The sequence below is a fragment of the Streptomyces coryli genome, assembly GCF_011044975.1.
In the GTDB taxonomy this organism is placed as follows: domain Bacteria; phylum Actinomycetota; class Actinomycetes; order Streptomycetales; family Streptomycetaceae; genus Streptomyces; species Streptomyces coryli.
The window spans coordinates 1-19,629 of sequence record NZ_JAAKZV010000027.1 but is presented as its reverse complement, the minus strand read 5'-3'; the positions used below and the strand labels follow the sequence as shown (position 1 = coordinate 19,629).

Sequence of the window (19,629 nt, the reverse complement as noted above, 5' to 3'; positions counted from 1 at the left end):
AACCCCAGCAGATCCCGGCATATGACAGCGGCGAATCGCCGTCAGGCGTTCCGTACCGGTGTGCGAAACCGCTAGGGTCCACCCTGGCGGTCCGCCGAACGGCGGCCGTCGACCCTCGGGGGGAGGGAAGGAAGACCGCAATGCCCGTTACCGGGCGGCCCTCTGTGCTGCCGAGGCAGCGCCCCGCGGCCGGTCGAGCGCAGCTCGCGACCGGGCCGCTCACCGTGCTGCTCATCGAGAATGACCCCGAAGGCGGCATCAGCGTCCCCCGGATGCTGGAGCAGGCCGGCGGGGTGCGCCGCGATGACAGCATCCGCATCCGCACCGCCCGTAACCTCACCGAGGCCGCGCGGCTGCTCACCCACGACGTGCACTGCATCCTGCTCGACCTCGACCTGACCAGCGGCGCGAGCGCCGAGCGCGCCGAGAGCGGCGCTGTTCAGGCGGAGGCCGAGTCGTCCGAGCCCGCCGTGGACGACCAGCTCGACACGCTCCGCGCCGTGCTGCGCATGGCCCCCGCGCACGCCGTCCTCGCCCTCACCGGCGAGGACGACGCCGAGCGCGGCGCCGAGGCGGTACGGGTCGGCGCCCAGGACTTCCTCTACCGCGACGAGCTCGACGGGCGGCTGCTCGGCCGCGCCATCCGCTACGCCGTCGAGCGCAAGCGCGCCGACCTGGCCCAGCGCCAGCTCACCGCCACCCGGCTGCGCGCCCAGGAGAACGCCCGCCTCGAGCGCGGCCTCCTGCCCACCCCGCTGCTGGAGGGCTCCGGGCTGCGCTTCGCCGCCCGCTACCGCCCGGGCCGCAGCCGCGCCCTCCTCGGCGGCGACTTCTACGACACGGTGCGTACCGCCGACGGCTCGGTGCACGTGATGATCGGCGACGTCTGCGGCCACGGCCCGGACGAGGCCGCCCTCGGCGTCGAGCTGCGCATCGCCTGGCGGGCGCTCACCTTCGCCGGCCTCTGCGGCGACGAGCTGCTCTCCACCCTCCAGCAGGTGCTGGAGAACGAGCGCTCCGACGACGAGATCTTCGCCACCCTGTGCACGGTCGACATCGCCCCCGACGGCCGCCGCGCCGGCCTCTGCCTCGCCGGCCACCCGGCCCCGCTCCTCACCCGCCCCGGCCAGGCGCCGCAGCTGCTCCCGTACGACAAGGGCGGCCCGGCGCTCGGCCTGCTGCCGAACGCCCGCTGGCCCCGGGAGCAGGTGGAGCTCGGCGGCGCCTGGAGCCTGATGATGTACACCGACGGCCTGATCGAGGGCCGCATCGGCGAGGGCAAACAGCGCCTCGGCCAGGACGGCATGGTGGAAATGATCGAGGCCCTCCGGGAGGAGGGCCTCGGTGGTGAAGCACTGCTGGACGCGGCGGTACGACAGGTCCGCGAGCTCAACGGCGGAGAGCTGACGGACGACGTCGCGGTGCTGCTGCTCGATCGCGAGGGCCGCTGAGGTCCTGGGCCCGGCCCGCGGCCCGCGCGGGCCGCAGCACCACCAGCGCCACCAGGAAGGCGACCGCCATCAGCCCGGCCCCCACCCCGAAGGCCAGGTGATAGCCGCTGGTCAGCGCCTCGGCCTCGTTGCCGCCCGCTGCCAGCCGGCCCTCGGTACGGGACGCCGCCAGCGTCGTGAGCACCGCGACGCCCGCCGCCATGCCGATCTGCTGGGTCGTGTTGAACAGCCCGGACGCCAGCCCCGCGTCGCTCTCCGAGGCGCCTGACATGCCGAGCGACGTCAGCGCGGGGAGGGCGAGCCCGAAGCCGGCCGCCAGCAGCATCACCGGCAGCAGGTCGGTGACGTAATTCGCCTGCACCGGCAGCCGGGTGAGCAGCCCGAGCAGCACCGTCAGCAGCGCGAGCCCGGTCAGCAGCACGGCGCGCTCGCCGTAGCGGCCGATCAGCCGGGTGGAGACGCCCAGCGACACCACGCCGATGATCACCGCGGCCGGCAGCATCGCGAGGCCGGTCTCGGCGGCGCCGTAACCGAGCACCTTCTGCAGGTACAGCGCGACGAGCACCTGGAAGGAGAAGAGCGCGGCGACCATGAGCGCCTGGACCGCGTTGGCCCCGGAGACATTGCGCGAGCGGAGGATCCGCAGCGGCATCAGCGGGGTCGCCGCCGTCGCCTGCCGCACCACGAAGCCGGTCAGCAGCACCGCGGCGAGGCCGCCGAAGCCGAGCGTGTGCGCCGAAGTCCAGCCGTACGACTCGACCTTGACGACGCTGTAGATGCCGGTCATCAGCCCGGCGGTGACCAGCACGGCCCCCGCGACATCCGCGCCGGCGGCGAGGCCGAGCCCGCGGTCGGCGGGCAGGGCGCGGACGGCCAGGGCGAGCGCCGCGATGCCGATCGGCAGGTTGATGAAGAAGATCCAGTGCCAGTTCAGCGCGTCGGTGAGGACGCCGCCGAGCACCTGCCCGATCGACGCCCCGGCGGCGCCGGTGAAGCTGAACACGGCGATGGCCTTGGCGCGTTCGGCGGGCTTGGTGAAGAGCGTGATCAGGATGCCGAGGCTGACCGCCGACGACATCGCGCTGCCGATCCCCTGCAGGAACCGACCGGCGATCAGCACCGCGGGCGAGGTGGCCGCGCCGGCCACCAGCGAGGCGGCGGTGAAGACCCCGACCCCCGCCAGGAACATCCGCTTGCGGCCGATCAGATCACCGAGCCGCCCGGCGAGCAGCAGGGTGCTGCCGAAGGCGATCAAGTACGCGTTGACGACCCAGCTGAGCCCGGCCGGGGTGAAGCCGAGGTCGGTCTGCATGGCCGGCATGGCCACGGTGACGATGCTGCCGTCGAGGATGGTCATCAGCATGCCGGTGGATAGGACACCAAGGGCGAGCTGGCGAGACATGGGCGATCTCTCCTGTCGGTGGGTGGAGCAGTAGCGGGCGACAGGAAAGACCGTAGCAGATAGTTCTGTTGCAGACTATCTATCTGTGCATCACTTCTCGCGCTGACGTGCCCGGCGGGCCGGGCGGGGGGATTCGGCGGGGGTGGAGAGATGCCCGCTGACCAGCAATTTCAAGGCATGCAGCAGCGCCTTGCGATCGGTGGCGGGGAGAGAGTCGAGCGCGTCGTGGTGGACCTGGTCCACGACCTCCTGGCTGCGCTCGGCCATCCGGGCGCCCTCCTCGGTGACCGCGATGATCCGCGCGCGCCGGTCCGTACTGGACGGGCGCCGCTCGGCCAGGCCGGCCTTCTCGAGGGCGTCGACGGTGACCACCATCGTGGTCTTGTCCATGTCGCCGATCTCGGCGAGCTGCGCCTGGGTGCGCTCCTCGCCGATGGCGTGCACCAGCACGCAGTGCATGCGCGCGGTCAGGCCGAGCTCGGCGAGCGCGGCGGACATGCGGGTGCGCAGGACGTGGCTGGTGTGATCCAGCAGAAAGGAGAGGTCGGGCTCGCTGCGATGGGGCGCCATGGCGGTCATGGCGCCCAGTGTAGGGTTCCGTCCCGTAGCGGACTATCTGCTACGGGCTGTTCGGTGGGGTCTGCTACCGGCCACCGTTGTACGGCCCGTACGGCCCGTCCGAGCTGGAGCCGCGCCGGCCGCCGCCCTTGCCGGAGACCTGCCGCAGCGCCGGGCGCACGTCCACCATGAAGACGATGGCCGCGATCACGGCGATGATCTGCAGGAACATCATCGGCACCAGCAGCATGATGGCGAAGGCCACGCCCAGAATGATCAGCCAGAACTGCTTGGTGTTCTTGCTCGCGGCGCGGTACGCGTCCTCGCGGGCGATCGCCGCCATCACGAGCGCCACGCCCGCGAACACGGTGAGAGCCAGGAAGATCCAGCTCACCACCGAGTAGAAGCCGTTGACCAGCACCCGAACCACCGCCAGAAAATTGAGGGCCTCAGCTTAGGAAACCGTACCCGTACAACGGGCCGGACACAGGGTATGTGCCCGGCCCGCCGACGGCTGCGGTCTCGCTCAGCTGTCGTTCTTGGGGGACGCCGTCTTCTTGGCGGGGGTCTGGGTCGCCTTGGCGGTCGTCGTCTTCTTCGCGGCCGGCTTCTTCGCGGCGCTGGTCTTCTTCGCCGCGGGCTTGGCGGCGGCCGGCTTCGGCTCGTCGGCGGCCTTGGGCTCCGGCTTCGGCTCGGCCTTCGGGGCGACCTCGGGCTCCGGCGCCGGCCGGACGACCTCGGTGGTCACCTCGATCTTCTCGGCGGCCTCACCGCGCCACTCCTTGACGGCCTTCTGCCCGCGCTCGGCCAGCTCGTCGTACGTCTCCCGCGCCTTGACCGCGTACTCCGCGGCCCGGCCGACACCCTGCAGCGCCAGGTCCTGGGCGGACTCGCGCAGCTTCTTGATGTCGGTGTCCAGGGTGCCGAGCGCGTCGCTCAGCTTGGCCTGCGCCTCCTTGGCCCGCTCGGTCGCGCGCTCCTGGTAGACCTTCGGGTCGGTCTTGCGCACGGCCTCGATACGGTCCGGGGCCTGCTCGCGCAGCTTCTCGACCAGCGCGGGCACCTCCCGCAGCTTCTCGATGGCGAGGTCGGCGGTGCCGGCCACGGCGTAGAGCGGGGTCGGGTCGGAGAGCGTCTTGCGGACGTCGTCCTGAATGGTCATGAGGGTTCCCTCCCTGAGGAATCGCCTGCGTCGGCGTGATCTTGGTGCTCGTTCTCCTTGCGGAAGGAGTCGTAGATCTGCAGCAGCGCGTGCTTCTGCCGCTCATTGATCGAGGGGTCGACGAGAATCGCGTGCCGCACCGCGGCACCGGCCGGCGTCTCGCCCTCCCCCTCCCGCTCGGGCTCGAGGATCCCGGCCCGCACATACAGCGTCTCCGCGGAGATCCGCAGCGCCTTCGCCAGCTGCTGCAGGATCTCGGCGCTCGGCTTGCGCAGGCCGCGCTCGATCTGGCTCAGATACGGATTGGACACCCCGGCGGCATCGGCGAGCTGCCGCAGGCTCAGCTGCGCGTTGCGCCGCTGCTCCTTCAGGAACTCGCCGATACCGCCGGGATTGAGTGAAGCCATGCCTCAAGGCTGCCGCGCCGTGCTAACTATTGCAAGCACTTGCTAGCTACTGTGTCACACGCCACATATCGCGACTGTATCGCGAGTTACTTCCCCTCGAAGAGCTCGACGAGCCCGTCCTTCCCGAACATCCGCGCCGTATCGACGGCCGACGGTGTCCCGGCGCCAGGATCGGCCCCGTACTCGACCAGCACCCGCACCACGTCATCCGCCCCCTTGAAGACGGCCCCGGCCAGCGGCGTCTGCCCGCGGTCATTGGCCTGATCGGCATCCGCCCCGCGCTCGAGCAGCACCCGCACGGCGGCGGCATGCCCGTGATAGGCGGCCAGCATGACGAGGGTGTCCCCCTTGTCATTGGTCAGCGTGGCCGGCACCCCGGCATCCACATACGCCGCAAGGGTGTCCGCCTCCCCCTGCCGCGCCAGATCAAACACCTTCCCGGCCAGCTCCAGCACCTCAGGATCGTGCGCGTGCTCGGTGTTCTCGGGCGATGCGTCGGTCATGCCTCCACCTTACGCACCGGCGCCCGGATCTCAGGTGCGGCTCGGAGCGGGGGCGCTGCGGTGGCGCAGCCAGGCGCGCAGCGCTTGGCTGATCTCCCGCTGCTTCGGGGGCTGAATCTCGGCCACGGCCAGGGCGCGGGAGATGTTCTCGGCGGCGCCTGCCAGCGCCCAGGGCGACGGGTGGGACTTCAGGCTCTGAGCCGCGCGCATGGTGTCGGTGAGTACGGACTGCGCGCGCTCGAAGGCGACGTAGACGGCGAGGTCGTAGTCGATCTCGTGGCCGCGTCCGAACCGCTGCTTCCACAGCTCGACCACGGTCTCCCACTCCTCGTCGCGGTAGCCCATCCGGACCAGGTGGGTGGCGAGTTCGTGCAGCGGGTCGCCGTACAGGGCGATCTCCCAGTCGATGACGAGGAGCTCGTCGCCGCCGGGCAGCAGCACGAGATTGCCGCGGTGGAGGTCGGTGTGCAGCAGGCAGAAGTCGCGGCGGGCGAGGCCGGCGGCCGGCTTGTCGAAGCGGGTCACGACGTCGTGCGGTATGCCGACGCTGTCGAAGAGCCCGCCGAAGTCGGACCGGTAGCGCTGCCGCACCCGCTGCTCCGCGAAGCGGACCAGCTGCCGCAGGAATTCCGGGCTGTCGCCGCTCTTGGGCCAGCCCTGGGGGCGCGGTGGCACGGCCGCTGACGGCACGTCCGCGATCTGCTTCATCACCTCGACGATCCGCACCAGTACGCGCTGGTCGATGCGGTCCCCGCGGGCGTAGCGATAGCCGAGCGGCAGGCCTTCGACGTACGTGTGCAGCGCCTGCTTCTTGCCCACCCGGGCCAGCGGCGTCGGTACGTGCCGCACGTGACCCTGCACCGCGTCCAGCACGTCCTGCTCGTCCTCCCAGCAGCGCGGCACGACTTCGAGGGTGCGCAGCGGTATCCGGAACTTCGCGTACGTACCCGGCGCACACCCCGCTATCGCAGCGAGCCCCTTCCCCAGCGGCGCAACGTAATTCCGGTTGTGATACCCGGCAAGCAGCCTCCGCCCGGGATGCCGCTTGTTCAACTCAAACCGCAACCGAAGCCGCAGACTGCCGCGCGCGGGCCGCCGTGGAATGCCGCGACTCATGGGACTCCAGGGTCGTAATCCTGGGCAATGGTGTCCCACCAGGAGTTGAACCATGCCTGGGACTCCTGCACGAACGCCGTGTCGTGGCTGCCGACCTGCAGCTCGTCGGCGCGAGAGCGGAAGAGCTTGGTGGTGTGACCCTTGAAGTCGTAGATCTCCATCTCGCTGCCGGTCGGCGAGCTGTCGGATACCTCGTGCCGGAGCACTGGGTAGTACCCCATCAGTGCCTCGATCTTGTTGATCAGGTACAGCTTGAACGACGGCGTCACCGGAACGGTCTTGATCGCGAGGTCCACGTCCCCGGGCCGGGCGAGTGAGGTGACGTTGTGCTCGAAGAGGCTGAGCTGGCTACGCATGAGCTGCTGCAGGCGGCGCAGCGGTCGCGGATCGTCGGGGTCGTCGACCAGTTTCGGCAGCGCGAGCCGGGTGTCCGCAGTGGGCACCATGAGCCGCACCTTGAGCGAGGCGGGCTGGGTGAGCTCGCCCATGGTCACGGCGGTGTGCGTGTTCCGCAGGGCTGTGTTGAGGGTCTCGGTGGTGAGGGTGAACGCGTCGAGCACCACGTGCTTCTGCCGGAAGGCCGCGATGATTCGCTCCTCCAGAGCAGTGATAGCGGGCTCCGGGTCCACCTGCTGGCCCGTCGGCAGCTCGGCGACCTTCGGCGGTGCGCCTCGCCCGACATTCGTCAGCAGCTTCTCGGCCTTGAGCCGCTCCAGTGCCAGCCGCACCGCAGCCCGCTCCACGCCGAACTGTTCCGTCAGCTCCTTCTGCGTAGGCAAGGGATCGCCCGGCACCAGCGCACCCGAGCGGATGCGGTTGCGCAGGGCGTCCGCGACTGCCTCGGGAGAGGGCGAGCCGTTCGACCGTTCGGTGCTCACGGGCCAACGGTAGGGCTTGTGGGCGTGGGTCTCTACGGGGCGTCATAGTGGGGTTGTTGACGCCATTGGTGGGAGCTACGACACGTACACCCCGCCCGGTCGTTAGGGGAGGGTGCGTATCGATCACACTGGCACCGTGCAGATGGGTCACGAGCGGTGCGGGACGACGGTTGGCGCGGGACTGCTGGCCGAGCAGCTGACGCGGTGTGAGGCGGTGCTCTACGACTTCGACGGTCCGGTGACCAGGCTTTTCCATGGGTACCCAACGCTGGTTGCCGCCAAGGAAGTCAAGGAGATCGTCAGGGCGTGGCTCGGCGGGCCGCTGCCTGCCGTGATGGAGGAGTCGGAGGATCCGCACGGGGTTCTGCTGCAGGTCAGATCGCTACGGCTCGGGGTCGGTCTGCTGGAGAAGCATCCGGACTCCTTCCTGCGCAGGCTGGACGCCGTCATCGAAGCGCATGAGCTCATCGCTGCCCGTACGGCCGAGCCCACTCCCGGATTCGCCGATCTGTTCGCCGGACTGGCCGAGAAATCGGTCCGGCAGGCAATCGTGACCAACAACGCGCCCAAGGCCGTATTGCAGTACTTGGTGCGGCAATGGCTGCTCGGCGGCGTACACAGCATTCATGGCCGGCTGCCGAACGAGCCGTTGCTGATGAAACCTCACCCGCGGAGCCTGCTGAGCGCGCTCAGCAGCCTCGATCTCCCGGCTGAAGCCTGCCTGTTCATCGGCGATCAGCCATCCGACTTGGCCGCGGCGGGCGCGGCAGGGGTGCCGTTCGTCGGCTTCGCGCACAATGATGCGAAGTTCCTGAGGCTGCGGAATGCCGGTGCGGACGTGATTGTCCGTTCGATGGGGGAGATTTCCGATGTGCTGCGGCTAGCGCGACGTCCGGGTCAGCCAGTTCGCGCAGATGCTGTTCACCGCCGCCGGTGACGGCACGGTGTCGATCGGCAGTTTCAGAGACTCGCCGGCCTGGTGAAGGACTTCGTGGATGACCCCCGCCGACTTCGCCAACTGCTCTTCCCGCTCCAGTGGCCGAGTGGTCCGGAGGGTCATCGCCTGGCGGACGACATCGGTGCACAAGGACTGCAACTGCTTGTAGGCCAGGAGGAGGGGCAGATCCTCGTCCATGCCGGCCGTGGCATCGAAGCGCGTGTCCCCTGCGGCTTCACGCCAGCGCTCGCGGACCTCTTTCTCCTGCTCGCCCGGGTACTTCATCAGATGGAGATGAGTTGCCAGCTCGTAGAGGGGGTCGCCGATCATGGCGAGCTCCCAGTCGATGACCCACAATTGATCGAAGTCGTCGATGATGAAGTTCTCGCTGTGCAGATCCGCGTGCAGCAGCGAAAAACTCCGCGACGCCATCCTGTGGGACTTGACGGTTTTCCTGAACCGCCGAAATAACGGGCGCCGAATGCTCAGAGCGTCGAAGAGCTGGCCGTATTCGCCTCTGAACTGGCGGTACACTTTCTTGTCCGTGTAGCGCAGCAGGCCGAGCAGAAAGTCGCCCGTATTCCCGGCGCCGGCCCGGTCCCTCTTGCTGCAGATGCGTTCGAGGTGGCTCAACTCGTACGGCTCGACCGATACCGCCTGGTTGATTCTTTCCAGGATCTGGTCGATGTACTGCTTGGGAACCGTTTCGCCGGGACTTCGGGTCGACCCCAGCGTATGGCCCTCGATGAACTGCTGGACGGTGGCGCCGGACAGCGATTCGACGTCGGGTACGTTATTGATCCTGCCGCGCAGGGATTTGAGCAGCAAACCCTCGGATTTGAAGCAGCGGCGGTCGAACCAGAACACGTGCGCGCGGGGATCCTTGAACTTCACCCAGGCGAAATGAGGCGGCAGGCCTGAATCGGGGCCCAGCCGTACCGCGTAGGTTTCGTGGTGGTTCCCCTTGAGCGGACCTACAATGTCTCCGGGCACGACATTGAGGCGGGCGATCGTCTGCTCCATTGGTGTCATTGCCGTGGCTTCCGGAGTGCTGGTCGGTGGGAGGGTTCTCCCGCGTATGGAACAACGAATGGGTTGCGGGGCAGTTGTGGGCGCCGGGCGCCCGGCGACCGGACGGTGGGCTAGTGCCGCACGGTTCTGGCGGCTTCGAGCAGCTCCTCCAGTGAGGTCACGATCGTGCGGGCGCCCGCTTCGCGCAGCGCGTGCTCCCGGGACTCCTGCGATGCGAAGCCGATGAAACCCACCCCGGCCCGCCGGGCGGCTTCGTAGTCGGCCGGCGCATCGCCGATCATCAGCGTCTGGTCGCGAGCCGCACCCGTCGAGTCGAGAGCGCACACGAGGCAGTACGGGTCGGGCTTGAGGTGCTCGGCCGACTCGGCGCGTCCGTAGACGGACTCGAAGCACGAGCCGACGCCGGCACGGGTGTTGAGGTATTCGTGTATGGCGCCGGGGGAGTTGTTGGACGTGATGGCCAGGGTGTGGCTACTGGCCAGCGTGCGGATGAGGGGGTCCGCGTACTCCGTGGGCCGGGCATGCACGGCGGCCCGCCGCTCCTCCCGCGCCAGCAACTGCTCGACCTGCCGCACCAGAGGACTGCCAGGTCTCGCTGCGGCGACGGACCTCAGGATCCCCAAGGGGTCGGCGCCTTGCCGCTGTTCGTCCGTGAGCAGGTCCGGTTCTGACCTGTCCACGGCGGCTGCCAGCGTGGCGGTGACATCCGCCGCCGAGTGGGCGGCGAACAGCTGGCATACGGGACCGTCGAAGTCGAAGAGCACGCACTCGGCGGACTCCAGGAGCGTCTGCAGATGGGTCACATCTGTCCCGTCCGTCGGTTGGCCGCTGGTCAAGGGCCAAGTGTCCAGGACGAAGAGATCGTTGACCAGTACGACTCGAACCAGAGTTGCCAGTACTCGACCAGCGCCATGTCCTGCTCGTCCCGGGCGTCCTGAGCGGCGGAGAAGCGGAAGAGCTTGGCTTCCAGGCCCATGACGTCGTAGATCTCGAGCTGCTCGCCGCGCGTGCCGGGGGCGATCTTGACCTTGCGGATCTCGACGGCGTACGGACTGAACAGCGCCTCGGTGCCGTTGAGCAGATAGAGCTTGTGGGTCGGGGTCATGTCGAGGGACTTGATCTCGATCTTCACTTCGGGCACCACGCCGCGCTCCTGGAGGTCGAGAAGCGCGTGCTGCAGGTTGGTGGCGTTCAGCCGGATCAGGCTGTGCAGGCGCTTGCCCGGCCGTTCGTCGTCCGGATCGGCGGTCGACTTCGGGAGTGCCAGGCGGGTCTCGGGTGACGGGAGCATGATGCGTACCTTGATCGACTCCGGCGCCTCCGACTCGCCGGATTCGATGTCGAGTATCTGCGTCGCGATCGCCTTGTTCAGGGTCTCTGTCGTCAGCGAATAGACGTCCAGGGTCACGTGCTTGGCCTGGAAAGCCGCCCCGATCCGGTCAGCCAGAGCCACTCCCGCCGACTGCGGCGCGTCACCGAGCGTAGTCGCCACGGTCGGTGGCGAGCCCCGGCCGACGTCCGCGAGGAGCTTCTCCTGCTTGAGCCGGGCCAGCGCCTGGCGGACCGTGCCGCGGGTCACGTGGAACTCGTCTTCCAGCTCTTTTTGCGTCGGCAGGCTCGCGCCTGGCGCCAGTTCCCCCGAGCGGATGCGCGCTCGGAGGACATCCGCCACGCCCTCGGGGGTGCGTCTGGCGCCGTTTACGGAGGGTTCGTTCGCGCTCACGCTGCCAACAGTATTCCTTCCGGCCAATCAGCGGGAGTTGTTTGGTAGTTGTTTTGGAGTCGTGACCAACTGGGCACATAGTCAGTGGAGTTGGTTGCCAACTTGACCATCTAGGCAAGGTCGGGGTGGGTTGGCACACAGACCCGCTCCGCGATCTCCCCGCCCGTTCAACGGCGCATGGGCGGCACCCAGAGTGCACGTGGCCAGACGGTGATGAAGGGGGGAGCACCATGCCGGTATTCGGTCTCGCCATGGCGGCCCTCGTCGTCGGGTTCGAGTGGTTCGTACAGGCGTCGTTCGGCCCGGTCGGGGTCGTGGCGCTGGTCTTCCTGGCGGTGGGGTTGAAGGCAGGGCACACCGCATGCAGTTGCGTCGGGGCGGCGATGCTTGCCGTGCTGGTCGCCCAGCTGATCTAAGAGGAGCTCGGGGGATGAGGAGGCTGATCACATGCTCTACGCCATATTCCTGCTCATCCTCATCCTCCTCGTGCTCGACGAGGACTTCGGGGGCGGGTGCCTGATCCTGCTGACGATCGGGATCGTGGTGCTGACCGCCGTCGGTTACCTCAGCTAGCAGCGTACGAAGGGACTCAGAAGATGTCGGGGCACCACGGGCGCCGGGACGTACGCAGCAGCCCATCCGCCGCTGCCGCCGCCCCCGCGCGCTCCTCCGTGACCCGGCCGAGCGCGGCGAGCCGTACCGCGGACTCGTCGCCCAGGCTCAGCGCCGCGAGGTCGCCGGCGCCGAGGGTGAGGTCGGCGGTCCTGGTGGTCGGGGTGCAGGTCGCCTGCGCCGCGCCCGCCGGGCCTTCGGCCTCCAGGAGGAAGCGGCCGCTCGCTAGGCCCGCCTTGTCGTGCAGGTCGAGGACGAGCGAGCCGGGGGTTCCGTAGGTACGGGACTCCAGCAGTCGCGGGACGTCCAGTGGACGGATCCACAGGGTGTCCGCGTGCAGGGCCATCCGGGCCGCCCGGGGATCTCCCAGGTAGGAGGGGAGGAGATCGTCGGGCGCCCGGTGGCCCGTGACGACCTCGGTCACCCAGTCGACCGAGAAGAGATAGAGCCACAGGGCGCGGTCCGCCTCCGGGGTGGTGGCGAAGTGCGCGTGCACCTCGGCCTTCCCGGTCGGCTGCAGCCCGCTGCGCTCCCATTCCACGTCGACCGTGTACGAGACCAGGCCCTGCACCTCGCCGGCCGCGTCCCGGTAGACCGCGTAGAACGGCTGCTTCCAGCCCGGCGCCGCCCCCTCCGTGCCGGTGGCCGCCGTCCACCAGCCGGGCCGGCGGCTGACCGCGCCGGGCTGCACCGCGCGGAACCGCTCGTGCACCTCGGGGCCGAGCTCCCGTACCGCCGCCCCGTCCACCAGCTCGACCGCACCCTGCGGCGGCGCCGCGTAGCGCGGGTCGAGGCCGGCCCGGGTCAGGTCGACCGCCCATTCCGCGGCATGCGCGGCCGGGCCGAAGCCGTAGCGGCCGTAGATCGGGTACTCGGCGGCGATCAGCGTGGACACCACGTCGCCGCGCTCCTTGGCCGCCGCCAGGTCCTCCGCGATCACCTTGCTGAGCAGGCCGCGGCGGCGGTGGGTGGCGGAGACGGTGACGTTCGAGACCGCGTTCGCGCTGACGAAGGCGCCGCCCGGGACCGTCACCTGCTGGTCGAAGCTGCGATACGTGCCCACGCACCGCGCGCCGTCGAAGGCCCCGTACACCCGGTCGGCCGCGAACCACTTCCGCCGCAGCGCCACTTCCTCGTCGGTGATCACCGGTGGCCGCAGAAAGCCGGTGGCGAGGGCGGTCAGCCAGGCCGGGTACTCGTCGTCGGTGATCGGGCGGAAAGCGGTGTCACGGCTCATGCTGCTTACGCTAAGCGGGACGGGCTCAGAAAGTCGCGCGGATTTCTCCGACCCGCTCCCCGCCGCCCAGCAGCGGCGCCGAGCCGATCCGGTCCAGCACCGGGCCGGAGACGCCGAGCCGCGTCAGCGCCCGCGCCAGTACGGGCCCCAGCGCCCGCAGCCCGCCGTCGTCGACCTTGAAGGCGAGCGCCCGGCCGTCCGGCAGCGCCACCGCCTGCACCGCCTCCGCGCCCATCTTCGACAGCGCGCCCGGCACCCCCTGCATCAGCCAGGTGTCGGCGCGCCGGGTCCCGGCCACGTACTCGGGATGCGCCCGCATCGCGTCCGCCACCCGCCGCTCCGGCGTCGCCGGATCCGCGAGCACGAAGCTGCGGAAGGCGCGGGCCAGGCCGGTCAGGGATATCGCCATCAGCGGGGCCCCGCAGCCGTCCGTGCCGACCGCGGCCACCTGCTCGCCGCTCGCGTCCTCCACCACGTCGTGGACGAGGCGCTGCAGCGGGTGCTCGGCGGCGAGGTAGTTCTCCAGCGGCCAGCTGTTCTGCTTGCAGGCGGCGAGCATGGCGGCGTGCTTGCCGGAGCAGTTCATGGTCACGCGCTCCCGGCCGCGGCCCGCCGCCAGGTACGTCTCCTTCTCGACGGAGTCGAGCGGGAGGTCGGGCGGGCACTGCAGGTCGGACTCGGTGAGGCCGTGCTCGGCGAGCATCTTCTGCACCAGGTCGAGGTGGAAGCCCTCGCCCGAGTGGCTGGCGGCGGCCAGCGCGAGGCGCTCGCCGGAGAGGTCGAGGCCGGCGCGGAGCACGGCGGCGGCCTGCAGCGGCTTGTTCGACGAGCGGGGGAAGACCGGCGCCGTCACATCGCCCAGGGACTCCAGCACGCTGCCGTCGGCGGCCAGCAGCACCAGCGAGCCCCGGTGCCGCCCCTCGGTGAAGCCGGAGCGGACGACCTCGGCCAGGACGGGGGCGGGCTGGGATATCGCGGGCCGGTCTATCCCGGATATCGGGGCGTTGTCGTGCATGAGGGCGGTGGCCTTTCCGGTACGTGCTCAGGGCAGCAGGTCGTCGACCTGTGCTTCCCCTTCACGGTACCGGCGGGCGATCTCGGTGCTGCACTCGTCCGCCGTGCGCTGCAGCTGCTGACGGCGGCGGGAGACCTGCTGCTCGTAGCGGGCGAGGCGGCGCAGACCTTCGTGCAGCTCGTCCTCCGTCCGGGCGACGAGGTCGGAGAGACCCACCTCGTCGAGCATCCGCTCGGCCAGCTCGCGGTACTCCTCGCGCAGCGGGGTGCCGAGCGTGACATGGCGGGCGGAGGACCGTACCGGAGAAGGGGCGTCGGTGAGGATCTCCGGCAGCCGGTCCAGCACGGGGGTCTGCGGGTCGGTGCGGCGGGCCAGCTCGGCGCGCAGGATGTCGATGCGGCCGTGCAGCAGCCGGCGGACGTAGGAGAGGTCGGCCTCCTCCTGCTGGGAGGAACGGCGCAGCTCGCGCAGCTCCGGGAGGCTGAGGCCGCCCAGGGGCGGGCCCTGCGGTTCGGTCTCGGGGAGCCGCGGCGCCGGTGTGCGCGGATGGCGCGAGGCGTTTTCGGCGCGGGCGGTGGGCACCGGCCCGCTGGGTGAACTCATGCGTGTTTTCCGTCCCCTTCGTCCGGACACGTAAGCGACATCGTGCCACTACGGAGCGTGCGGTCGCAGCCACCTGCGCCCGAATGGGCATGCCCGGGCATGATGGGCGGCATGCGAGCAGTAGTGCAGAGGGTGGACGGCGCGGCGGTCACGGTCGACGGGGAGACGACCGGGGAGGTGGTCGGCGAGGGGCTGTGTGTGCTGGTCGGGGTCACGCATGACGACACGCCGGCCAAGGCGGCGCAGCTGGCGCGGAAGCTGTGGACGCTTCGGATTCTTGCGGGAGAGAAATCCTGTTCGGATACGGGCGCGGCGCTGCTCGTCGTCAGCCAGTTCACGCTTTACGGTGACGCGCGCAAGGGCCGCCGCCCGACCTGGAACGCCGCCGCGCCCGGCGATGTGGCCGAGCCGCTGGTCGACGAGGTGGTCAAGCAGCTGCGGGAGCTCGGCGCCGAGGTACACACCGGGCGCTTCGGCGCGTCAATGCGCGTGGGTCTGACGAACGACGGGCCGTTCACGGTGCTGCTGGAGATGTAAAGGGCTCTTTCCGGGGCTCTGTCCGGGCCTCTTTCCGCCCTTTACGGCTCGACGACGATCTCCTGTGCCGCCGGTGTGCCCTCCGCCAGGAGCTGCGCGTCCGCCGGAACGTTCCGCTTCACCAGGGCCAGGGCGATCGGACCCAGCTCGTGATGGCGCGCCGACGTCGTGACGAAGCCGAGCTGGCGGCCCTCCTCGCCGTCCGCGGCCAGCCGGATCGGGGCGCCGTGGCCCGGCAGGGTCACCTCGCTGCCGTCCAGGTGCAGGAAGACCAGGCGGCGCGGGGGCTTCCCCAGGTTGTGGACGCGGGCGACCGTCTCCTGGCCGCGATAGCAGCCCTTCTGCAGATGCACCGCGGAGCCGATCCAGCCGACCTCGTGCGGAATCGTGCGGTGGTCCGTCTCGCGGCCCAGCCGCGGCCGGTGCGCCTCGACGCGCAGCGCCTCGTACGCCAGCACCCCGGCCGGCGGGCCGGCCTCCGCCGCGAAGGACTTCAGCTCCGTACGCGGCAGGAAGACGTCGCGGCCGTACGCCGTCTCCCGTACCGCCGCATCCGCCGGGACCGGCGCGATCGAGCCTGCGGGGAGGTGGACCACCGCATACTCCTCGGTGCGGTCCGTAACCTCGACCCGGTAGAAGAACTTCATGCTCTCCAGATAGGCGATCAGATCGCCCGCCGTGCCCGGCTCCACATGCGCCCACGTCGTGGTGCCGTCGTCGACCAGGTAGAGCGCGTGCTCGATGTGGCCGTTGGCGGAGAGGATCAGCGACTCGGTGGCGACGCCGGGCTGGAGCTGCTCGACATGCTGCGTGAGCAGCAGGTGCAGCCAGGAGAGGCGGTCGTCGCCGGTGATCGTGACGATGCCGCGGTGCGACAGGTCGACGAAGCCGTCGCCCGCCGCCAGCGCGCGCTGCTCACGGAAGAGGTCGCCGTAGTGCGCCGCGACGCCCTCGTCCGGGGCCTCGGCGGCGACCGCGCCGGGGAGGGACAGCAGCGGGGAGCCTGTCGATGTCGGAGTATCGCCCATACGACCAGCCTACGACTCGGCTATGACTCCTTGGCAGCGCACTTCCCGCAGCGGCCGTAGATGGCGAAATGCTTGAGGTCCGTCTCGAAGCCGAAGGTCTCGCGGAGCGAGGCCGCGAAGGGGGCCGCGATGGCGGCGTCGGCCTCCAGCACCTCGTCGCAGCCGCGGCAGACCAGGTGGAGATGGTTGTGCCGGGAGGCGATGTGGTACGTCGGCGCGCCGTGGCTGATGTGGGCGTGGCTGACCAGGCCGAGCTCCTGGAGCAGGTCCAGGGTGCGGTAGACCGTGGAGATGTTGACCGACGACGCCGTCTTGCGGACCTCGGTGAGGATGTCCTCCGGGGTCGCGTGCTCCAGCGCGTCGACCGCCTCCAGCACGAGCTGGCGCTGCGGCGTCAGCCGGTAGCCCCGCTCGCGCAGGTCGGTCTTCCAGTCCTTGGTCTCCACAGTGCCCAAGTGTATGGACTAGCGGAAAAAGGCGATGCCGTCGTCCGGCAGGTCCTTGATGTCCTTGGCCCATTCACTCGGGTCGACGACCTTCTTCAGGTGCGCCGACATGTACGGCCGCAGCGGCACCTCGGGCGTCGCCTTCTCGCCGACCCACATCAGGTCGCTCTTGACGTAGCCGTAGAGCCGCTTGCCGCCCGTGTACGGCTCCGAGGCCGCCGTCCGCGCCACCGCGTCCGTGGCCAGGTCGATCTGCGGCTTGCCCTCGGCCATCTCGCCGGCCCAGACCTCGGCCACGCCGCCGTCACGGATCATGACGACGTCGACCTTGCGGTCCTTGTCGATCCGCCAGTAGCCGGACTCGGTCTCCAGCGGCTTGACCTTCTTGCCCTCGTCGTCCAGCACCCAGGTGCGGGACGTGTACTCGAGGAAGTCGCGGCCGTCGTGGGTGAAGGTGACTTCCTGGCCGAAGTTGCACTTCTCGCCGCCGGGGAAGTCCGATACGCCCGCGCCCTCCCAGTTGCCCAGCAGGAACGCCAGGGGGACCAGGTCGGGGTGCAGGTCGGAGGGAATCTCGATCATGAGTGGTCAGCGCTGTCCCTGGTAGAGCTTCTTCACGGTCAGTGCCGCGAAGCCCGCGGTGGCGACGGCGACCAGGACGAGCAGTGCGGTGAAGAAAGCCTCGAGCACGGGGGCGCTCCTTGAGCGGGTACGGGGGTCATGAACCGGTGCCGAGTCTAACCGCCCGCGCCCGGGCTCTCCTCCCGAGGTCGGCCGCCCGGGGGGTCACCCCAGCAGCTGCTGCTGCAACACCAGCGCCTGCCGGAACGGCACCCGCGGCGCCTCACCCTTCCGGGACTGGGCGACGAGGGCGATGGTGTCCCCTGCGACGATGTACGCCTGGCGGACGTGCTCGGCGCCGCGTGGCTTGGCTTCGTCGTAGACGTCCAGCTCGAGGTCGTCCAGCTCGTCCTCGTCCCGCCAGCTCTCGTCGACCTCGGCGGTCGGCGCCCCGAGCAGCCGGCTCTCCGGCTCCAGGGCGCCCTGGAGGCACTGCTCGTGGAAGTGCAGGGCGGTCGCGGCGGTGTTGAAGCGCAGCAGGTAGATGCGGGTGCGGGTGCCGTCGGGGGTGGTCCAGCCGGTGGCCGCGATGTGCCGGACGGCGTTGTCCGAGAGCTCCTGCAGCAGCTCGTCGCGGTCGTCCTTGGCGTACGCCTTCGCGTACCCGGCACTGGACAGCCAGCCGTTCTTGCCGGGCAGGTCCGGGTCCGGCTCGGCGCCCGCGGGGGCTGGGAGAAGCAGATCGCGGAGGTCGGCGTGGTGGATGTGTCCGGTGTTGGCCTTCGCGAAGGGGGCCGGGGCGCCCGCCGGGAGCGTGGGGAGCTTCAGCTCCGGGTAGTCCCAGCGGTCGTCGCTCTTCGTGGTCAGGGCCGGGAGATCGCCGCGGTCGGCCTCGGTGGTGGCGTAGTAGCTGCCGCCGCCCGCGAGCGCGAGGGCGAGCAGCGCGGCGGCGGCACGCAGCCAGGGGCCTTTGCCGCGACGGGGCGGCGCGGGAGGAGCGACCGGCGGCGGGGGCGGCGGGGACGCGTACGGCTGATACGGCTGGTACGGCGGCTGCGCACCCGTGCTGCCGTACTGCTCCGGCGGATACTCGCTCACACCGACTCACCCGGCCCCTCGACGTGCTCGAGCTGCTTGCCCAGCAGCGTCGCGGCGTCCGACCGCGGGCCGCCGTACGCGGTCATCGTCACCAGCAGGTCCCCCTCCGTGGCCGTGCAGTACATCGCGTCGATCGGCGCGTTCTTCGACGTCGGCAGCAGGAAGCACTCCGCGCCGCGGTGGCCCTCGATCCGCGGGCCCTTGCGGAAGCCGCGCAGCGAGTTGGCGACCTGGGCGCGGTACGCGGCGATGCCGGCCGCGGCTGCCTTGTTCTCCATCTGCGCCAGCTGCACCTCGGCGACGAGGCCGCCGCGCTCGGCCGCGTACGACCGCATGCCGATGCCCTTGAGCCGCAGCTTCTCCACCGCCGCGCCCTGCGCCTGCCGCTGCGCGGGCGGCAGGCCGCGGCCGCTCGCCTTGAACACGGCGGTGGCCTGCCGGCTGGTGAGCACGGTGTCGTTGCCGTACTCCTGGATGTCCGGGCCGAGCCGGTAGCCGGCCGGCGGCGGCAGCTGCTTGCCGCCGAGGGCGTGTGCCGGGGCCGGGGCCTTGGGCGGGCGGGCCTTCGTGGTCCGCCACAGCTTCGTCGATACGGTCCGGTCCGCGTCCTTGACCTGCAGCGACGTATAGCCGATCGCGCCGGCGACGGCGGCCAGGACGAGGACGGCGACGATCACGGGCAGCACCCGCGTGCGCGCGCTCACAGCCGCCCCAGCTGCTTCTTGGCGAGGCCCATGGCGTACGAGCCGCTGATCGAGCCGGGGCCGACGATGACGATCTCCATCACGATGTCGCCGCGCCGGGCGATGGCGAGGACCTGGTTGAGCGACTGGTAGCCGGGCTTGGCCGCCGGCGGCAGGCCGGTGTAGACGCGGCCGTTGCCGGAGCCGGGGATCCGGGTGCCGGTGCCGCCCTTGGCGGCCCGTACGAGCTGGTGCTCCTGCTGCTGGAAGGAGTACGAGCTGAGGCCGGCGTCGTCGTGGAACTGATACAGCCGCACCAGCACCACCCGCGCCTGTCCCTCCTTCCACACGACCTGCGCCGTCCGCCGGAAGCCCATGCCGACGAACGCCTTGAACACCGGCTCGGCCCGCGGGAACTCCGCCGCCAGCTGATCCGCCGCCAGCCAGCCGTCGCGACCGGCGGGCAGGGCGCTCTCCGGCGCGTCCTGGTCCGCGCCCGCGGGGGCGTCGACGAGCAGCTTGCGCAGATCCCCGTCGGTCTTCACGCGTCGGTCGTCCTTCGCCGCGACCGGATCGTCCGCGCCGGGGGCGAGGCGCTTGTCCGGGTAGCGCAGGTCGGACTGGGAGAGGGGCTGTCTCT

Annotated in this window: 25 protein-coding genes; 5 read left to right on the top strand and 20 right to left on the bottom strand. The window is 70.3% G+C overall.

The genetic code is table 11. The features are described 5' to 3' along the window. The first annotated feature begins 140 nt into the window (after positions 1–140). Positions 141–1,451: a PP2C family protein-serine/threonine phosphatase gene (locus tag G5C51_RS09315; RefSeq protein ID WP_240929508.1), complete on the top strand. Its 1,311-nt coding sequence runs from the start codon at positions 141–143 to the stop codon at positions 1,449–1,451. Here the strand turns inward: G5C51_RS09315 and G5C51_RS09310 are convergent. From G5C51_RS09310 to G5C51_RS09275, 8 genes are all read right to left on the bottom strand, one after another. Continuing rightward, entirely contained in the window at positions 1,390–2,853 is a 1,464-nt protein-coding gene (locus G5C51_RS09310; protein ID WP_165234770.1) for an MFS transporter, read from the bottom strand. The genes G5C51_RS09315 and G5C51_RS09310 overlap by 62 nt on opposite strands. Positions 2,854–2,943: 90 nt before the next feature. Then, complete coding sequence (locus tag G5C51_RS09305; RefSeq protein ID WP_165234767.1) at positions 2,944–3,432, bottom strand: MarR family winged helix-turn-helix transcriptional regulator; 489 nt, start codon at positions 3,430–3,432, stop codon at positions 2,944–2,946. A gap of 64 nt (positions 3,433–3,496) precedes the next feature. Then, on the bottom strand, positions 3,497–3,832 hold the full coding sequence (locus G5C51_RS09300) for a DUF2516 family protein (RefSeq protein WP_165234866.1): 336 nt from the start codon (positions 3,830–3,832) through the stop codon (positions 3,497–3,499). A 105-nt stretch (positions 3,833–3,937) separates the two neighbouring features. Further along, positions 3,938–4,573: a hypothetical protein gene (locus tag G5C51_RS09295; RefSeq protein ID WP_165234764.1), complete on the bottom strand. Its 636-nt coding sequence runs from the start codon at positions 4,571–4,573 to the stop codon at positions 3,938–3,940. After that, complete coding sequence (locus G5C51_RS09290) at positions 4,570–4,980, bottom strand: helix-turn-helix domain-containing protein (protein WP_165234761.1); 411 nt, start codon at positions 4,978–4,980, stop codon at positions 4,570–4,572. Before G5C51_RS09290 ends, G5C51_RS09295 begins: the two co-directional genes overlap by 4 nt. An 86-nt stretch (positions 4,981–5,066) precedes the next feature. Beyond that, positions 5,067–5,483 carry an ankyrin repeat domain-containing protein gene (locus G5C51_RS09285; protein WP_165234758.1) on the bottom strand — a complete coding sequence of 139 codons (417 nt, stop codon included), beginning with the start codon at positions 5,481–5,483 and terminating at the stop codon, positions 5,067–5,069. A gap of 30 nt (positions 5,484–5,513) precedes the next feature. Then, entirely contained in the window at positions 5,514–6,599 is a 1,086-nt protein-coding gene (locus G5C51_RS09280) for a phosphotransferase family protein (protein ID WP_240929507.1), read from the bottom strand. Next, entirely contained in the window at positions 6,596–7,477 is an 882-nt protein-coding gene (locus G5C51_RS09275) for a GntR family transcriptional regulator (RefSeq protein ID WP_165234752.1), read from the bottom strand. Before G5C51_RS09275 ends, G5C51_RS09280 begins: the two co-directional genes overlap by 4 nt. Positions 7,478–7,619: 142 nt before the next feature. Between G5C51_RS09275 and G5C51_RS09270 the strand changes: the two genes are divergently transcribed. Next, positions 7,620–8,414 carry an HAD family hydrolase gene (locus tag G5C51_RS09270; RefSeq protein ID WP_240929510.1) on the top strand — a complete coding sequence of 265 codons (795 nt, stop codon included), beginning with the start codon at positions 7,620–7,622 and terminating at the stop codon, positions 8,412–8,414. Here G5C51_RS09270 and G5C51_RS09265 read toward each other — a convergent pair. The 3 genes from G5C51_RS09265 to G5C51_RS09255 form a co-directional block, all read right to left on the bottom strand. Beyond that, positions 8,358–9,437, bottom strand: coding sequence for a phosphotransferase family protein (locus G5C51_RS09265; RefSeq protein WP_165234746.1), 1,080 nt, complete (start codon positions 9,435–9,437; stop codon positions 8,358–8,360). The two genes, G5C51_RS09270 and G5C51_RS09265, sit on opposite strands and share 57 nt — an antisense overlap. A 119-nt stretch (positions 9,438–9,556) precedes the next feature. Continuing rightward, positions 9,557–10,282 carry an HAD family hydrolase gene (locus G5C51_RS09260; protein WP_240929506.1) on the bottom strand — a complete coding sequence of 242 codons (726 nt, stop codon included), beginning with the start codon at positions 10,280–10,282 and terminating at the stop codon, positions 9,557–9,559. Further along, positions 10,279–11,169, bottom strand: a complete 891-nt coding sequence (locus tag G5C51_RS09255) for a GntR family transcriptional regulator (protein WP_165234743.1) — start codon at positions 11,167–11,169, stop codon at positions 10,279–10,281. Before G5C51_RS09255 ends, G5C51_RS09260 begins: the two co-directional genes overlap by 4 nt. A gap of 230 nt (positions 11,170–11,399) precedes the next feature. Here G5C51_RS09255 and G5C51_RS09250 point away from each other — a divergent pair, with 230 nt between their 5' ends. Continuing rightward, positions 11,400–11,585, top strand: coding sequence for a hypothetical protein (locus tag G5C51_RS09250; RefSeq protein WP_165234740.1), 186 nt, complete (start codon positions 11,400–11,402; stop codon positions 11,583–11,585). A 31-nt stretch (positions 11,586–11,616) separates the two neighbouring features. Next, positions 11,617–11,742 carry a hypothetical protein gene (locus tag G5C51_RS43720; RefSeq protein ID WP_276617610.1) on the top strand — a complete coding sequence of 42 codons (126 nt, stop codon included), beginning with the start codon at positions 11,617–11,619 and terminating at the stop codon, positions 11,740–11,742. Between the two features lie 16 nt (positions 11,743–11,758). Here the strand turns inward: G5C51_RS43720 and G5C51_RS09245 are convergent, their stop codons facing one another. The 3 genes from G5C51_RS09245 to G5C51_RS09235 are packed head-to-tail and all read right to left on the bottom strand — an operon-like array spanning position 11,759 to position 14,636. Next, positions 11,759–13,018 carry a GNAT family N-acetyltransferase gene (locus tag G5C51_RS09245; RefSeq protein WP_165234737.1) on the bottom strand — a complete coding sequence of 420 codons (1,260 nt, stop codon included), beginning with the start codon at positions 13,016–13,018 and terminating at the stop codon, positions 11,759–11,761. A 25-nt stretch (positions 13,019–13,043) separates the two neighbouring features. Beyond that, positions 13,044–14,033 carry an asparaginase gene (locus tag G5C51_RS09240; protein WP_165234734.1) on the bottom strand — a complete coding sequence of 330 codons (990 nt, stop codon included), beginning with the start codon at positions 14,031–14,033 and terminating at the stop codon, positions 13,044–13,046. Between the two features lie 27 nt (positions 14,034–14,060). Then, the gene (locus G5C51_RS09235; RefSeq protein ID WP_165234731.1) at positions 14,061–14,636 is read right to left on the bottom strand and encodes an RsiG family protein; all 576 of its coding nucleotides are present in this window, start codon (positions 14,634–14,636) and stop codon (positions 14,061–14,063) included. Positions 14,637–14,747: 111 nt separating this feature from the next. Here G5C51_RS09235 and dtd point away from each other — a divergent pair, with 111 nt between their 5' ends. Further along, entirely contained in the window at positions 14,748–15,173 is a 426-nt protein-coding gene (dtd, locus tag G5C51_RS09230; RefSeq protein WP_165234727.1) for a D-aminoacyl-tRNA deacylase, read from the top strand. 41 nt (positions 15,174–15,214) lie between these two features. Here dtd and ygfZ read toward each other — a convergent pair whose 3' ends face one another. The 6 genes from ygfZ to G5C51_RS09200 form a co-directional block, all read right to left on the bottom strand. After that, positions 15,215–16,201, bottom strand: coding sequence for a CAF17-like 4Fe-4S cluster assembly/insertion protein YgfZ (ygfZ, locus tag G5C51_RS09225; protein ID WP_165234724.1), 987 nt, complete (start codon positions 16,199–16,201; stop codon positions 15,215–15,217). Between the two features lie 20 nt (positions 16,202–16,221). Continuing rightward, entirely contained in the window at positions 16,222–16,647 is a 426-nt protein-coding gene (locus G5C51_RS09220) for a transcriptional repressor (RefSeq protein WP_165234721.1), read from the bottom strand. An 18-nt stretch (positions 16,648–16,665) separates the two neighbouring features. Beyond that, positions 16,666–17,229: a heme-binding beta-barrel domain-containing protein gene (locus G5C51_RS09215; protein WP_165234718.1), complete on the bottom strand. Its 564-nt coding sequence runs from the start codon at positions 17,227–17,229 to the stop codon at positions 16,666–16,668. 204 nt (positions 17,230–17,433) lie between these two features. Next, positions 17,434–18,306 (bottom strand): hypothetical protein, encoded by an 873-nt coding sequence (locus G5C51_RS09210; RefSeq protein WP_206313629.1) that lies wholly within the window; start codon positions 18,304–18,306, stop codon positions 17,434–17,436. Continuing rightward, positions 18,303–19,010 (bottom strand): hypothetical protein, encoded by a 708-nt coding sequence (locus tag G5C51_RS09205; RefSeq protein ID WP_165234715.1) that lies wholly within the window; start codon positions 19,008–19,010, stop codon positions 18,303–18,305. The genes G5C51_RS09210 and G5C51_RS09205 overlap by 4 nt, the downstream gene beginning before the upstream one ends. Beyond that, positions 19,007–19,629: hypothetical protein (locus tag G5C51_RS09200; protein WP_165234712.1), on the bottom strand; the 623-nt coding region annotated here is incomplete at its 5' end. The genes G5C51_RS09205 and G5C51_RS09200, both read right to left, overlap by 4 nt.

What these genes read in the sequence shown, in the direction of transcription:
- G5C51_RS09315 (WP_240929508.1), top strand. Translation starts at nt 141, where the DNA reads ATGCCCGTTACCGGGCGGCCCTCTGTGCTGCCGAGGCAGCGCCCCGCG.
- G5C51_RS09310 (WP_165234770.1), bottom strand. Translation starts at nt 2,853, where the DNA reads ATGTCTCGCCAGCTCGCCCTTGGTGTCCTATCCACCGGCATGCTGATG.
- G5C51_RS09305 (WP_165234767.1), bottom strand. Translation starts at nt 3,432, where the DNA reads ATGACCGCCATGGCGCCCCATCGCAGCGAGCCCGACCTCTCCTTTCTG.
- G5C51_RS09295 (WP_165234764.1), bottom strand. Translation starts at nt 4,573, where the DNA reads ATGACCATTCAGGACGACGTCCGCAAGACGCTCTCCGACCCGACCCCG.
- G5C51_RS09290 (WP_165234761.1), bottom strand. Translation starts at nt 4,980, where the DNA reads ATGGCTTCACTCAATCCCGGCGGTATCGGCGAGTTCCTGAAGGAGCAG.
- G5C51_RS09285 (WP_165234758.1), bottom strand. Translation starts at nt 5,483, where the DNA reads ATGACCGACGCATCGCCCGAGAACACCGAGCACGCGCACGATCCTGAG.
- G5C51_RS09280 (WP_240929507.1), bottom strand. Translation starts at nt 6,599, where the DNA reads ATGAGTCGCGGCATTCCACGGCGGCCCGCGCGCGGCAGTCTGCGGCTT.
- G5C51_RS09270 (WP_240929510.1), top strand. Translation starts at nt 7,620, where the DNA reads ATGGGTCACGAGCGGTGCGGGACGACGGTTGGCGCGGGACTGCTGGCC.
- G5C51_RS09265 (WP_165234746.1), bottom strand. Translation starts at nt 9,437, where the DNA reads ATGGAGCAGACGATCGCCCGCCTCAATGTCGTGCCCGGAGACATTGTA.
- G5C51_RS09250 (WP_165234740.1), top strand. Translation starts at nt 11,400, where the DNA reads ATGCCGGTATTCGGTCTCGCCATGGCGGCCCTCGTCGTCGGGTTCGAG.
- G5C51_RS43720 (WP_276617610.1), top strand. Translation starts at nt 11,617, where the DNA reads ATGCTCTACGCCATATTCCTGCTCATCCTCATCCTCCTCGTGCTCGAC.
- G5C51_RS09245 (WP_165234737.1), bottom strand. Translation starts at nt 13,018, where the DNA reads ATGAGCCGTGACACCGCTTTCCGCCCGATCACCGACGACGAGTACCCG.
- G5C51_RS09240 (WP_165234734.1), bottom strand. Translation starts at nt 14,033, where the DNA reads ATGCACGACAACGCCCCGATATCCGGGATAGACCGGCCCGCGATATCC.
- G5C51_RS09235 (WP_165234731.1), bottom strand. Translation starts at nt 14,636, where the DNA reads ATGAGTTCACCCAGCGGGCCGGTGCCCACCGCCCGCGCCGAAAACGCC.
- dtd (WP_165234727.1), top strand. Translation starts at nt 14,748, where the DNA reads ATGCGAGCAGTAGTGCAGAGGGTGGACGGCGCGGCGGTCACGGTCGAC.
- ygfZ (WP_165234724.1), bottom strand. Translation starts at nt 16,201, where the DNA reads ATGGGCGATACTCCGACATCGACAGGCTCCCCGCTGCTGTCCCTCCCC.
- G5C51_RS09215 (WP_165234718.1), bottom strand. Translation starts at nt 17,229, where the DNA reads ATGATCGAGATTCCCTCCGACCTGCACCCCGACCTGGTCCCCCTGGCG.